Origin of the sequence: Streptomyces sp. NPDC060232, assembly GCF_042726555.1 — a bacterium.
Lineage (GTDB): Bacteria > Actinomycetota > Actinomycetes > Streptomycetales > Streptomycetaceae > Streptomyces.
The window spans coordinates 121,689-134,690 of the sequence record NZ_JBHXAG010000007.1 but is presented as its reverse complement, the minus strand read 5'-3'; the positions used below and the strand labels follow the sequence as shown (position 1 = coordinate 134,690).

Annotated in this window: 10 protein-coding genes; 5 read left to right on the top strand and 5 right to left on the bottom strand. The window is 70.6% G+C overall.

What is annotated here, in order from left to right; translation table 11 throughout:
* Positions 1 to 2: 2 nt before the first annotated feature.
* The gene (gene pepN, locus ACFWFZ_RS13110) at positions 3 to 2,558 is read right to left on the bottom strand and encodes an aminopeptidase N (RefSeq protein WP_387120961.1); all 2,556 of its coding nucleotides are present in this window, start codon (positions 2,556 to 2,558) and stop codon (positions 3 to 5) included.
* A 138-nt stretch (positions 2,559 to 2,696) separates the two neighbouring features.
* On the opposite strand from pepN, the gene ACFWFZ_RS13105 reads away from it, so the two are divergent.
* The gene (locus ACFWFZ_RS13105) at positions 2,697 to 3,347 is read left to right on the top strand and encodes a DsbA family protein (protein WP_387120958.1); all 651 of its coding nucleotides are present in this window, start codon (positions 2,697 to 2,699) and stop codon (positions 3,345 to 3,347) included.
* A gap of 137 nt (positions 3,348 to 3,484) precedes the next feature.
* On the opposite strand, the gene ACFWFZ_RS13100 is transcribed toward ACFWFZ_RS13105, so the two are convergent.
* The 3 genes from ACFWFZ_RS13100 to ACFWFZ_RS13090 form a co-directional block, all read right to left on the bottom strand.
* Positions 3,485 to 4,141, bottom strand: coding sequence for a superoxide dismutase (locus ACFWFZ_RS13100; RefSeq protein WP_387120955.1), 657 nt, complete (start codon positions 4,139 to 4,141; stop codon positions 3,485 to 3,487).
* 159 nt (positions 4,142 to 4,300) lie between these two features.
* Positions 4,301 to 5,707, bottom strand: coding sequence for an amino acid permease (locus ACFWFZ_RS13095; protein ID WP_387120952.1), 1,407 nt, complete (start codon positions 5,705 to 5,707; stop codon positions 4,301 to 4,303).
* 262 nt (positions 5,708 to 5,969) lie between these two features.
* Positions 5,970 to 7,370, bottom strand: a complete 1,401-nt coding sequence (locus tag ACFWFZ_RS13090) for an amino acid permease (RefSeq protein ID WP_387120949.1) — start codon at positions 7,368 to 7,370, stop codon at positions 5,970 to 5,972.
* A 284-nt stretch (positions 7,371 to 7,654) separates the two neighbouring features.
* Here ACFWFZ_RS13090 and ACFWFZ_RS13085 point away from each other — a divergent pair, with 284 nt between their 5' ends.
* Positions 7,655 to 8,239 (top strand): biotin transporter BioY, encoded by a 585-nt coding sequence (locus ACFWFZ_RS13085; protein WP_030650093.1) that lies wholly within the window; start codon positions 7,655 to 7,657, stop codon positions 8,237 to 8,239.
* Positions 8,240 to 8,324: 85 nt separating this feature from the next.
* Here ACFWFZ_RS13085 and ACFWFZ_RS13080 read toward each other — a convergent pair whose 3' ends face one another.
* Complete coding sequence (locus tag ACFWFZ_RS13080; RefSeq protein WP_387120946.1) at positions 8,325 to 9,761, bottom strand: amino acid permease; 1,437 nt, start codon at positions 9,759 to 9,761, stop codon at positions 8,325 to 8,327.
* Positions 9,762 to 9,979: 218 nt separating this feature from the next.
* Between ACFWFZ_RS13080 and ACFWFZ_RS13075 the strand changes: the two genes are divergently transcribed.
* From ACFWFZ_RS13075 to ACFWFZ_RS13065, 3 genes are all read left to right on the top strand, one after another.
* Positions 9,980 to 10,465, top strand: coding sequence for a ribose-5-phosphate isomerase (locus ACFWFZ_RS13075; protein ID WP_356810053.1), 486 nt, complete (start codon positions 9,980 to 9,982; stop codon positions 10,463 to 10,465).
* A 68-nt stretch (positions 10,466 to 10,533) separates the two neighbouring features.
* Positions 10,534 to 11,340, top strand: coding sequence for an Fpg/Nei family DNA glycosylase (locus ACFWFZ_RS13070; RefSeq protein WP_387121325.1), 807 nt, complete (start codon positions 10,534 to 10,536; stop codon positions 11,338 to 11,340).
* Between the two features lie 276 nt (positions 11,341 to 11,616).
* Positions 11,617 to 12,759 (top strand): PP2C family protein-serine/threonine phosphatase, encoded by a 1,143-nt coding sequence (locus ACFWFZ_RS13065; RefSeq protein ID WP_387120943.1) that lies wholly within the window; start codon positions 11,617 to 11,619, stop codon positions 12,757 to 12,759.
* The last annotated feature ends 243 nt before the right edge of the window (positions 12,760 to 13,002 follow it).

Here is a 13,002-nt window from a genome sequence, read left to right as displayed (position 1 = left end):
GGTCAGCCGGCCGCCGCGTCGCAGGCCTGGGCGCGCAGGGCCCGGGCCAGGTCGTCGCGGGACTCCAGGACCAGGCGGCGCAGCGCGGGGGCGGCGTCCTCATGCCCGGCCAGCCAGGCGTCCGTGGCGTCCAGGGTGGCCTCGTCGCCCTGGAGCGAGGGGTAGAGCCCCTTCACGACGTCCATGGCGATCTGGATCGACCGGTCCGTCCACACCCGCTCGATCACCTCGAAGTAGCGCCCCGCGTGGGCCGCCAGCAGGTCCCGCTGCGAGGGCTGCTGCATGCCCGCGATCGTCGCCTCCACCAGCGCGTTGGACAGCGCGTCCGACTCCACGACCGCCGCCCACGCCTGGTCCTTCACCGCCTGCGAGGGACGCGCCGCGAGGCACCGCACCTGGTGCCGCCTGCCCGACGCCGTGTCGTCGCGGGCCAGTTCGGCGGCCAGGACGCCCCCGTCCACCGCCCCGTGCGCGGCCAGCGGCAGCAGGAAGTCCCAGCGCAGCTCCTGGTCCACCTCCAGCCCGTCGATCCGCGCCGACCCCTCCAACAGCCCCAGCAGCAGCTGGAAGTCGCCCTCCGTCGCCGCGCTCGCCGCGAAGAAGCGCGCCCAGGTCAGCTGGTGCTCCGACCCCGGCTCGGCCGCCCGCAGCTGGTGCAGTGCGCCCGCCGCCAGGTCCCGGCCGCTCTGCTCGCGCCGCTCCGGAGCCGCGTAGTGCGTGACCGCCGTCTGCGTCTGCGCGTGCAGCATCTGCAGGACGCCGACGTCCGTCTCCCGGCCCGCGTGCGCCAGCACCAGCGAGACGAAGTCGCGCGCCGGCATCAGGCCGTCCCGCGTCAGGTTCCACAGCGCCGACCAGCTCAGCGCCCGCGCCAGCGGATCCGTCAGGCCGCCCAGGTGCGTGCGCAGCGTCGCCAGCGAACCCTCGTCGAAGCGGATCTTGCAGTAGGTGAGGTCCTCGTCGTTGACCAGGACCAGGTCGGGCCGGTCCCGCCCGGCCAGCTCCCCGATCACCGACCGGGCGCCGGCGACGTCCGCCTCGGCCCGCGCGTAGCGGACCAGCGCGCCGTCCGGCTGCAGCCGGTACAGGCCGACGCCGACCCGGTGCGGCCGCAGCTCCTCGCCCTCCTGGACGACCGCGAGCTCGGCGATCCGGCCCGCGGGGTCGTAGGTCACCACCGGGGTCAGCGCGTTCACGCCCGCCGTCTGGAGCCAGGCCCGCGACCACTCGGTCATGTCCCGCCCGGACACCTCGCCGAGCACCGACAGCAAGTCGTCCAGGGTGGTGTTCCCGTACGCGTTCGCCTTGAAGTAGCGGCGTGCGCCCTCCAGGAACGCCTCCCGTCCGACGTAGGCGACCAGCTGCTTGAGCACCGCCGCGCCCTTGGCGTAGGTGATGCCGTCGAAGTTCAGCTTGGCGTCCTCCAGGTCGCGGATGTCGGCCGTGATCGGGTGGGTGGACGGCAGCTGGTCGGCGCGGTAGGCCCACGACTTGCGGCTGTTGGCGAAGGTCACCCACGCCTGGTCGAAGCGGGTGGCCTCGACGAGCCCGAAGGAGCCCATGAAGTCCGCGAAGGACTCCTTCAGCCACAGGTCGTCCCACCACTTCATGGTGACCAGGTCGCCGAACCACATGTGCGCCATCTCGTGCAGGATGACGTTCGCGCGCCGCTCGTACGAGGCCTGCGTGACCTTGCCGCGGAAGATGTACTCCTCCCGGAAGGTCACCATCCCCGGGTTCTCCATGGCGCCCAGGTTGTACTCCGGCACGAAGGCCTGGTCGTACTTCCCGAACGGGTAGGGGTAGTCGAAGATCTCGTGGAAGAGGTCGAAGCCCTGCTTGGTGACGAGGAAGATGTCGTCCGCGTCGAAGTGCTTCGCCAGCCCCTTGCGGCACATCGCGCCCAGTGGGATGGTCAGGTCCCCGCGGGTGTAGGTGTCCGTCACGTAGTGGTAGGGGCCCGCCACCACACAGGTGATGTACGTGGAGATCGGCGCGGTCTCGGCGAAGCGGCGGGTCTGCCCCTCGCGGGACTCCTCGGCGCCGTTGCTCCACACCTGCCAGCCCTCGGGCGCGGTCACCTCGAAGCGGTAGGGCGCCTTCAGGTCCGGCTGCTCGAAGTTCGCGTACACCCGCCGGGCGTCGGCCGGCTCGTACTGCGTGTAGAGGTAGACCTCGCCGTCCTCCGGGTCCACGAAGCGGTGCAGGCCCTCGCCCGTCCGGCTGTACGCGCAGTTCGCGTCCACCACCAGGACGTTCTCGGAGGCCAGGCCGTCCAGGGCGATCCGGGACCCGTCGAAGGCGGCGGCCACGTCCAGCGCCCGCCCGTTCAGGGTCACGGAGTTGACCGAAGGGGCGATCAGGTCCGCGAAGGTGGCAGCGCCCGGGACCGCGGCCCGGAAGCGGATCGTCGTCACCGAGCGGAAGGTCCGGGGGCCCTCCGCCGGCTCGGCCTCGTCCACCGCCGACCGGATGTCGAGGACGACCTCGTAGGCGTCGACGGACAGCAGCTCGGCCCGCTCGCGGGCCTCCTCGCGGGACAGATTCTCTCCGGGCACCTGCACTCCTTCGTGCGTGATCGCGTCCTTGGGTCGAATCCTCGCACGAGGGGAATGCGTGCGACGGCGTGCTGGTTGGCCACGGCAGGACGTGCGCCGCTGACGCCTTTTCCGCCTGAGACGACCCCGAGGAGAGACATGACCGAGACCCAGGTGCGGGAGAAGACCCCGGTCGACTTCTGGTTCGACCCGCTCTGCCCTTGGGCCTGGATGACGTCCCGTTGGATGCTGGAGGTCGAGAAGGTCCGCGACGTCGAGGTGCGCTGGCACGTGATGAGCCTCGCCGTCCTCAACGAGAACAAGCTCGACGAGCTGCCCGAGGTCTACCGCGAGCTGCTCGGCCCCAAGGGCTGGGCCCCCGTGCGCGTGGTCACAGCGGCCCAGCAGAAGCACGGCGACGAGGTCACCGGCAAGCTGTACACCGCGCTCGGCACCCGCATCCACAACGAGGACAAGGGCCCGACCCGCGAGGTCATAGCCGAGGCGCTGGCCGAGGTCGGCCTGCCGGCCGAGCTGCTCGCGTACGCCGACTCCGACGAGTACGACGAGGTGCTGCGCGCCTCCCACAACAGCGGCATCGACCGGGTCGGCCAGGAGGTCGGCACCCCGGTGATCTCCGTTCCGGGCGCCGACGGCGAGGACGACGTCGCCTTCTTCGGCCCGGTCGTCACCCCGACCCCGCGCGGTGAGGCCGCGGCCCGGCTGTGGGACGGCACCCTGCTCGTCGCCTCCACCCCCGGCTTCTACGAGATCAAGCGGACCCGCACCAAGGGCCCCTCCTTCGAGTAGCCGTCAGGCCGCCCCGCCCCGCACCGCACACACAGAAGACCCCCGTGAGTCACGTCCTCACGGGGGTCTTCCGCTGGACACGCCCGCCGGTGAAGGCTGAGAAGACGATCACGAGGCGGACGGGTTCTGGGGTGCGGTCAGCCCTTGACGGGGATCAGCAGCGGGGTGTTCGCCTTGGCGTCGGCGTAGCGCCTGGAGACGTCCTGCCAGTTGACGACGTTCCACATCGCCTCGATGAAGTCCACCTTCTGGTTCTTGTACTGCAGGTAGAAGGCGTGCTCCCAGGCGTCGAAGACCAGGATCGGCGTGCTGGCCACGCCGACGTTGCCCTGGTGGTCGTAGACCTGCTCGACGAGCAGGCGGCCGCTGACGGGCTCGTACGCGAGCACGCCCCAGCCGGAGCCCTGGGTGGCGGAGGAGGCGAAGGTCAGCTGCTTCTTGAACTTCGCGAAGGAGCCGAAGGACTCGGTGATCGCGTCGGCCAGGTCGCCCAGGCCGTCGGCCGCTGTGGGCTCGCCGCCGCCCTCGCCGGTCTTCGGGCTCGCCATGTTGTGCCAGTAGATGCTGTGCAGGATGTGGCCGGAGAGGTGGAACGCGAGGTTCTTCTCAAGGCCGTTGAGGGCGCCCCAGTTCTCCTTGTCGCGCGCCTCCGCCAGCTGCTCCAGCGTGTTGTTGGCGCCCGTGACGTAGGCCGCGTGGTGCTTGTCGTGGTGCAGCTCGATGATCTGCGGGTTGATCACCGGCTCCAGCGCCGCGTAGTCGTACGGAAGCTCAGGAAGCGTGTAGATGGCCATGCGTGTTTCCGGTCCCCTCGGCGTGCCAATCGCTTATTGCAATTAATGCGCAACTGCACGCTAACAGTATCTATTCCGTCTCACACGTAAGGGTCACCTCTGTGAAACGCAGGTGGGCCCCGTGCCTTCGCACGGGGCCCACCTGTGGTCGAGGGGAGTTCAGCGGGCGGCGGCGGCCGCCCGGCGCTGCATCACGTAGCCGGTCACGGCGAGGGCGACGGTGAGCCCGCCGGTGAAGACCACCTGGACCCGGGTGTCCTCGCCCAGCGCCATCAGTACCAGGACCGCGGCCACCCCGGCCAGCGCCACCCAGGTCAGGTACGGGAAGCCCCACATCCGCACGACCAGCCTCTCGGGCGCCTCGCGCTCCAGCCGGCGGCGCAGCACGAACTGCGAGACGGCGATGAAGCCCCAGACGATCAGGATGACCCCGCCGACCATGTTCAGCAGCCAGGCGAACAGGGTGTCCGGGTACCAGTACGACAGCAGCACGGTGACGAAGCCGAAGCCGGAGGAGGCGAGCACCGCGCGGCGCGGCACCCGGCCGGTGACCTTGCCCAGTGCCTTCGGGCCCTGCCCGCGGGAGACGAGGGAGTAGGCCATGCGCGAGGAGCCGTAGATGTTGGCGTTCATCGCGGACAGCAGGGCGATCAGGATGACCACGTTCATGATCTCGCCGGCCGCCGGGATGCCCAGGTGGTCCAGGGTGGCCGCGTACGGACCCTGCTCGCTGACCTTCGGGTCGTTCCACGGCAGCAGGGTGACGATGACCAGCATGGAGCCGACGTAGACGACGGCGATGCGCCACATGGTGGTCCGCACGGCCTTGGCCACACCCTTGACCGGGTCCTCCGACTCGGCGGCCGCGATGGTGACCGTCTCCAGTCCGCCGTACGCGACGACCGAGGCCAGCAGTCCGACCAGCAGGCCGTCCACGCCGCCCGGCAGGAAGCCGCCGTTGTGGAGCAGGTTGGTGGTGCCGGGGGCGCCGGTGCCGGGCAGCAGGCCGAGGACGGCCAGTACGCCCAGCCCCAGGAAGAGGCCGATGGCGCCGATCTTGAGGGCGGAGAACCAGAACTCGAACTCGCCGAAGTTCGAGACGGCGGCCAGGTTGGAGCCGCAGAACAGCGCCATGAACACCAGCACCCACATCCAGGACGGGGTGCCCGGGAACCAGCCCGTCATGATGTGCGCCGCGCCGATCGCCTCGATGGCCACGCCCACGCACAGCAGCGTCCAGAACATCCAGCCGGCGGTGAACCCGGCCCACGGGCCGATCGCCCGCTCGGCGTGCACCGAGAAGGAGCCGGAGGCGGGGTTGGCGGCGGACATCTCGCCGAGCATCCGCATCACGAACATCACGAGCAGTCCGGACGCGGCGTAGGCGAGCACGATCGAGGGGCCCGCGGCCGCGATGCCGGCTCCGGAGCCGACGAAGAGTCCGGCGCCGATGACACCGCCGAGGGCGATCATCGAGAGGTGGCGCTGCTTGAGTCCGTTGCCGAGCGGGGATCCGGAGTCGGTCCGCGCAGGCCCGGGAGGTGCGACGGTGCTGGTGTGGCTCATGGGGTGCATGCCTGTCAGGTGCGGGGGTGGAGCGGGGTGGAGCGGCCCCAGTCTGCCGAGCGTCCGATCACCGGACGTGCTGCGTCCGATATTCGGACAGCCGCTTCACGGATCGTGATCATGTCCGTACGACCCGGGAGGCGTGGGGCCTGCGACGGCAGGACCCCACAACGGCAGGACCCCGCAAAGGCAGGACCCGCAAAGGCAGGACCCCCGTGCCGCGGCACGGGGGTCCTGGGTGCTCCCGGAACGTGATACGGGGTCAGGCGGCCCGCCGCTCCCGCAGCTCGCGGACGCCCGCCACGGCGAGGACCAGCAGGGCCGCGCCCGTCGACCACAGCAGCTGCGGCCGCGCGGAGTCGTCGAACAGCATCAGGACCAGGACCGTCGCCATCCCGGCCAGCGCAGCCCAGGTGGCGTACGGGAACAGCCACATCGGCAGGATCAGCCGCTCGGGCATGTCCCGCTCGATCCGGCGGCGCAGCCTCAGCTGCGAGACGGCGATCAGCGCCCACACGAACAGCAGGACGGCCCCGACAGCGTTGAGCATGTAGAGGAAGATCGTGTCCGGCCACAGCAGGTTGAGCACCACCGAGACGAAGCCGAAGGCCACCGACGCGAACACCGCCCGGCGCGGCACCCCGCCGCCCGAGACCTTCAGCAGCCCCTTCGGCGCCTCGCCGCGCTCGGCCAGCGAGAACACCATGCGCGAGGACCCGTACAGGTTCGCGTTGAGCGCCGACAGCAGGGCCACGAACACCACGATGTTCATGATCTGGCCGGCCGCCGGGATGCCGATGGAGTCGAGGACGGCGACGTAGGGGCTCTGCCCCGGCGCCAGCGAGTCCCACGGCAGCAGGGTCACGACGACCACCATCGAGCCCACGTAGAAGAAGAGGATGCGCCACACGGCGCTGCGCACCGCGCGGGACACCGACCGGGCCGGGTCGTCGGACTCGGCGGCCGCGATGGTGACGACCTCCAGGCCGCCGAAGGCGAAGATGACGGCGAGCATGCCGGCGACCACGCCGCCGAAGCCCTCGGGGAAGAAGCCGCCCTGGCCGGTGAGGTTGGCCATGCCGACGGGATCCGTGTCCGGGAGCACGCCGAGGATCGCGAGGGTGCCGAGGATCAGGAAGAGCACGATCGCGCCGACCTTGAGGGCGGCGAACCAGAACTCGAACTCGCCGAAGTTCTTCACCGCGGCCAGGTTGCTCACGGTGAAGACCACCATGAACAGCAGCACCCAGATCCACTGGTCGACCGCGGGCAGCCAGCCGTTCGCGATCTTCGCGGCGCCGGTGGCCTCCACCGCCAGCACCACGACCAGCAGGAACCAGTACAGCCAGCCCGCCGAGAAGCCGGCCCAGCGGCCGAGCGCCCGCTCCGCGTAGACGGAGAAGGAGCCCGAGGCGGGCATCGCGGCCGACATCTCGCCGAGCGCGCGCATCACCAGCATCGCGAGGACGCCGGCGAGGAGGTAGGAGCAGATGATCGCGGGACCGGCGATGCCGATGCCGGCGCCGGAGCCGACGAAGAGGCCGGCGCCGATCACGCCGCCGAGCCCCAGCATGGTCAGGTGGCGCTGCTTGAGGCTGTGGCTGAGGGGTTCCGCGGGCAGGTCGCCCGTCGTGGGAGGTGCTTCTGGCAGGCGCTCACGCATGAGGAGTGCTCGTACTCTCGTTCGGCCCAGCGGTGGTGGGGACTCCGCCTTTGGCTTGGCGGGATCCAACAGTCTTGCTGAGCGGCGGCCGTCCGTGCAAAACGGACGTGTTGTCGGATGTTGCTCGTGACGAGGATCACGTCGGCCCGGTCGGGGGAGCGGGCTTTGTGCAGACCCCACCAACGGCGGGAGCGGGGCTTTGTTCCGGGCGGCGGTGGGGCGGCCGCAGGCCGCGCACTAACGTCGGTGATCGTCCCCACCCCACCACCTCGCGGAGCCCCCTCATGAGCACTGCTTCCGTCTCCCTCCGGCCCGGCGCCGTCCTCGCCGACCTGCTGCCCGCGAGCCGCGTGCGCGACATCGCGCTCGTCGTCGGCGGCGCCGCCCTGACCGGGATCGCCGCGCAGATCGCGGTGCCCGTCCCCGGTTCCCCGGTCCCCGTCACGGGCCAGACCTTCGCCGCGCTGCTCGTCGGCACCGCCTTCGGCGCCCGCCGCGGCTTCCTGTCGCTGGCCCTGTACGCCCTCGTCGGCATGGCGGGCGTCCCGTGGTTCGCGGGCGGCACCTCCGGCGCGGGCGGCGCCTCCTTCGGGTACGTGCTCGGCATGCTGCTCGCCGCCACCGTCGTCGGCGCCCTCGCGCGGCGCGGCGCCGACCGCTCGGTCCTGCGTACGGCGGGCACGATGGTGCTCGGCTCCGCGGTGATCTACGCGGTGGGCGTGCCGTACCTGATGGCCGCCACCGGGATGTCCCTGAGCGCGGCCGTCGCGGCGGGCCTGACCCCGTTCCTGATCGGCGACGCCCTCAAGGCGGCCCTCGCGATGGGCGCCCTGCCGGCCGCCTGGAAGCTGGTGGGCCGCCGCGGCTGACGCCCGCCCCCCGTATCGGCCGGAGCCCGGCCCGCCTGACGAGGCGGGCCGGGCTCCGGCGTACGTACAGGACTGCCCCGGCCCGTCAGCCCTGGACGGCGGCCCGCTTGCGGCGGAAGTCCAGGACCACACCGACGGCCACGACCAGGCCGGCGACGAGGGTGGACAGGCTGACCACCTCGCGGTTGGCGTCGTCCACGAACATGTAGCCGATCACGAACATGATCAGTGCGGCGGTGGCCCAGGTGAGCCACGGGAAGAGCCACATCTTCACGGTCAGCTTCTCCGGGGCCTCGCGGACCAGGATCCCGCGCATCCTCAGCTGGGTGAAGCAGATCACCAGCCAGACGAAGAGCGCGATGGCGCCGGAGGAGTTGAGGAGGAAGTTGAAGACCGTGTCCTTGAACGCGTAGTTGAAGTAGACGGCGACGAAGCCGAAGACCGTGGAGCCGAGGATCGCGGCGACCGGCACACCGTTCTTGTTGACCTTGGCGAACGCCTTGGGGGCGTCGCCGCGCTCACCGAGCGAGAAGGCCATGCGGGAGGCGGTGTAGAGGCCCGAGTTCAGGCAGGACAGCACGGCGGTCAGGACGATGACCTCCATGATCGTGCCGGCGTTCGCGATGCCGATCGAGTCGAGGGCGGCGACGTACGAGCCCTTCTCGGTGATCGACTCGTCGTTCCAGGGGAGCAGCGTCAGCACGACGAAGATCGAGCCGAGGTAGAAGACGCCGATGCGCCAGATGACGGAGTTGGTGGCCTGCGTGACGGCCTTGCGGGGGTTCTCCGACTCACCGGCGGCGAGGGTGACGATCTCGCTGCCCATGAAGGAGAAGACGACCATCAGCACACCGGTGAGGACGGCGCCGTAGCCGTTGGGGAAGAAGCCGCCGGCGTCGGTCAGGTGCGCGAAGCCCGCACCCGGGTTGTCGGAGCCCGGCAGGACGCCGAAGACCGCCAGCATGCCGATGACCACGAAGGCGCCGATGGCGACGACCTTGATGCCCGCGAACCAGAACTCGAACTCACCGTAGGAGGCGACCGAGCCGAGGTTGGTGGCGGTCAGCACCGCCATCACGATCAGCGCCCAGGCCCACTGCGGGACGGCCGGGATCCAGTTCTCCAGGATGGCGGCACCGGCGGTGGCCTCCACGGCGAGGACGACGACCCAGAAGAACCAGTAGAGCCAGCCGATGGAGAAGCCGGCCCAGCGGCCGAGCGCCCGGTCGGCGTAGGCGGAGAACGAGCCCGAGTTCGGGCTGGCGGCCGCCATCTCGCCCAGCATCCGCATCACGAAGACGACCATCGCGCCGACCAGCGCGTAGGAGATCAGGATGGCGGGGCCGGCCTTGGCTATGCCGCCACCGGAGCCGACGAAGAGACCGGCGCCGATGACGCCGCCAATGGCGATCATGGACAGGTGGCGGTTCTTGAGACCGGCCTTCAGACCGTCGGAGGGCACACCTTCACCGGGGTTGCCGGTGGGGTTGCCTTCCTTCTGAAGGGTCGTCGTGGAGCTCATGGACGGATCCTTAGGTTCTCGGGTTGCGAGCCCCGGCATTCAAACCTGAGATGAACGCGGACGGAAGACCTCAATCCGGGACGGGGCGCCGGAGCGGACGTCCAGGACCGACGTCACACCCTGTCCCATCTGCGTCCTTTGGGTTTACTTGAGCTTTAGAAGTGACTTACGCGACACCCGCCGCGGATCGTCGGGGCTCCCCGTGCCACACTCGTCACATGCGCGTGTACCTCGGATCCGACCATGCCGGCTTTGAGCTCAAGAACCACCTCGTGGACTGGCTCAAGAACAACGGCCACGAGCCCGTCGACTGTGGCCCCCACATCTACGACGCCGTGGACGACTACCCGCCCTTCTGCCTCCGCGCCGCGGAGAGGACCGCCGCGGACGAGGGCAGCCTCGGCATCGTGATCGGCGGCTCCGGCAACGGGGAGCAGATCGCCGCGAACAAGGTCAAGGGCGTCCGCGCCATCCTGGCCTGGAGCGTCCAGACCGCCCAGCTCGGCCGTGAGCACAACAACGCCAACGTCATCTCCGTCGGCGGCCGCATGCACACGCAGGACGAGGCCGTCAGCTTCATCGAGGCCTTCCTGGCGACCCCGTACTCCGACGAGGAGCGCCACACCCGCCGCATCGACATGCTCTCCGCCTACGAGCAGACCGGCGAGCTCCCCCCGATCCCGGCCCACCACCCGCAGGGCTGATCCCGCTTCCGGCCGTGCCGCTCCCTCCCGGGGGTGGCATGGCCGTTTTCATTTCCCAGGAGTTCGCCGTGCCCGAGGGGCATACGATCCACCGCCTCGCCCAGGACCACACCGAACGGTTCGCCGCCCGCCCGGTCAGCGTGAGCAGCCCCCAGGGCCGTTTCGCCGAGAGCGCGGCCCTGCTCGACGGGCGCGCGATGGAGAGCGCGGAGGCGCATGGCAAGCACCTCTTCCTCGAACTGGGCGACGCCTGGATCCACATCCACCTCGGACTCTTCGGCAAGCTCGGCTTCGGCCCCGCCCCCGCCCCGCCGGCGACCGACACGGTCCGGCTGCGACTGCAGAACGCCGAGCACTACGCCGACCTGCGCGGACCCACGGCCTGCGCGCTGATCGGCGAGGACGAGAAGAAGGCGATACACGAACGTCTCGGCCCGGACCCGCTGCGCGCGACCGACGACCCCGACCGCGCGTGGGCCCGTATCTCCCGCTCCCGCACCACCGTCGCCGCTCTCCTCATGGACCAGAAGATCGTCGCGGGCGTCGGCAACGTCTACCGCGCCGAGGTCCTCTTCCGGCACGGCATCGACCCGTACCGCCTGGGCAAGGACCTCACCCGCGCCGAGTGGGACGCCATGTGGGCCGACCTGGTGGTCCTGATGCGCCAGGGCGTGCGCCACAACCGCATCGACACCGTCCGTGACGAACACCTCCCCGAAGCGATGGGCCGGCCGCCACGGGTGGACGACCACGGCGGCGAGGTGTACGTCTACCGGAGGGCGAACATGCCCTGCCACATCTGCGGCGGCGAGATCCGCACCGCCGGTCTCGCCGCCCGCAACCTCTTCTGGTGCCCCACCTGCCAGGCCCGCTAGGAGTCTCCTGAAGATCTTGCTCCGGCCGCCCGATTCACACCAGACTGCCGGTAAATGTCAATCGGGTTGAACCGGTGCAAGCCGAGCGTGTTTTCAAGATCTTCATCAGACTCCAAGTGCTGTGACCGCAGCGACGCGGGCCGGGGGACGCTTGCCGGACACCCCCTCGTCACCCGGCCATTCCGTCGCACTCGAAGCGTTTTCGGACGCCCGCGAGTGCCGGGTCCGGGGGTACCCCTGCGCATTCACAGCCAGGATGGATAGGGTCCCGAAGCAATGGCCCGAGCACATGTGGAGACCCTTCTGGCCCGGATGCGCATGCGGTCGCACCGGGGCCGCACCGTCCTGCGCAAATCCGCCGTCGACTACTTCCGCGGAGACGCCTCCGACTGGCTCGCCTTCATCGGGCTGCTGCTCACCGTTCCCGCCATAGCCTGCGGCACGCTGATGCTGCCGGTCTGGTTCTCGCCGTCCGCACTCGTCCTGCCGATCGTCGCCGGCGGCCTCCTGCTGCGCCCCGCCAGCCTCCTCGCCCTGTACGCCGCCTCCGCGGCCGCGCTGGTCGTCGAGGCCCTCGTCCTCGGCCCTTACGCCCAGGGTCCGGCCCGCGTCACCCCCGGCACCGTGCTGGTCGTCGCGGCCTGCGGGTTGTTCGGACTGCTCATCGCACAGTTCCGCAGCCGCGTCGGCGTGCCCTGGAGACGCGGCGGCACCATGCTCTTCGACCTCCGCGAACGCATCCGCGTCCAGAGCAAGCTGCCCGCCCTGCCACGCGGCTGGCACCGCGAGATGGCCCTGCGCCCCGCAGGCGGCCAGTCCTTCTCCGGTGACTTCGTCGTCGCCGCCCGCACCAACGGCGGCCGGACCCTGGAGATCGTCCTGACCGACGTTTCCGGCAAGGGCATGGAGGCGGGCTCCCGGGCCCTGCTGCTCTCCGGCGCCTTCGGGGGACTGCTCGGCGCGCTGCCACCGCACGGCTTCCTGCCCGCCGCCAACGGCTACCTGCTGCGCCAGGGCTGGGACGAGGGCTTCGCCACCTCCATCCACCTCGTCCTGGACCTGGAGAGCGGCGACTACGAACTCCTCTCGGCCGGCCACCTCCCCGCCCTCCAACTGTGCGCCGGTACCGGCCGCTGGCAGGAGAAGTCCGGCGAGGGCCCGCTGCTCGGGGTCTACGACGGCGCCGAGTTCACCCCCGCCCGTGGCAACCTCCGCCGCGGCGACGTCCTGATGCTCTTCACCGACGGTCTCGTCGAGACGGCCGACCGGGAGATCAGCGAGGGCATCGACCGCCTCACCGGCGAAGCCGACCGCTACGTCTCCGCCGGCTGGGAGGGCGCGGCCTGGCACCTGATCGAGAAGGTCGCCAAGGACGTCAACGACGACCGCGCCCTGCTGCTCATCCGCCGCTCTCCCTGATCGGCCGGGCGCCCCGCTGCCAGGGGGCCGGGGGTGCCCCGCCCCGCGGCTGCGGGTTGCATGACGGCTCTCACGGCCCGCGGCGCCACGGCGTGATGCTCCCCAGCCAGCGCGTGACCGCAGAGGTTCACCGGGTCGCGGCGCCCGGCACGGCACCTCGCCGCGGTGTCGGACCACGCACGTACGTCCGGTACGAGCCGCAGCCCTCCACCTTGCGGCGTACCGCACCGGACGCCGCGCCCC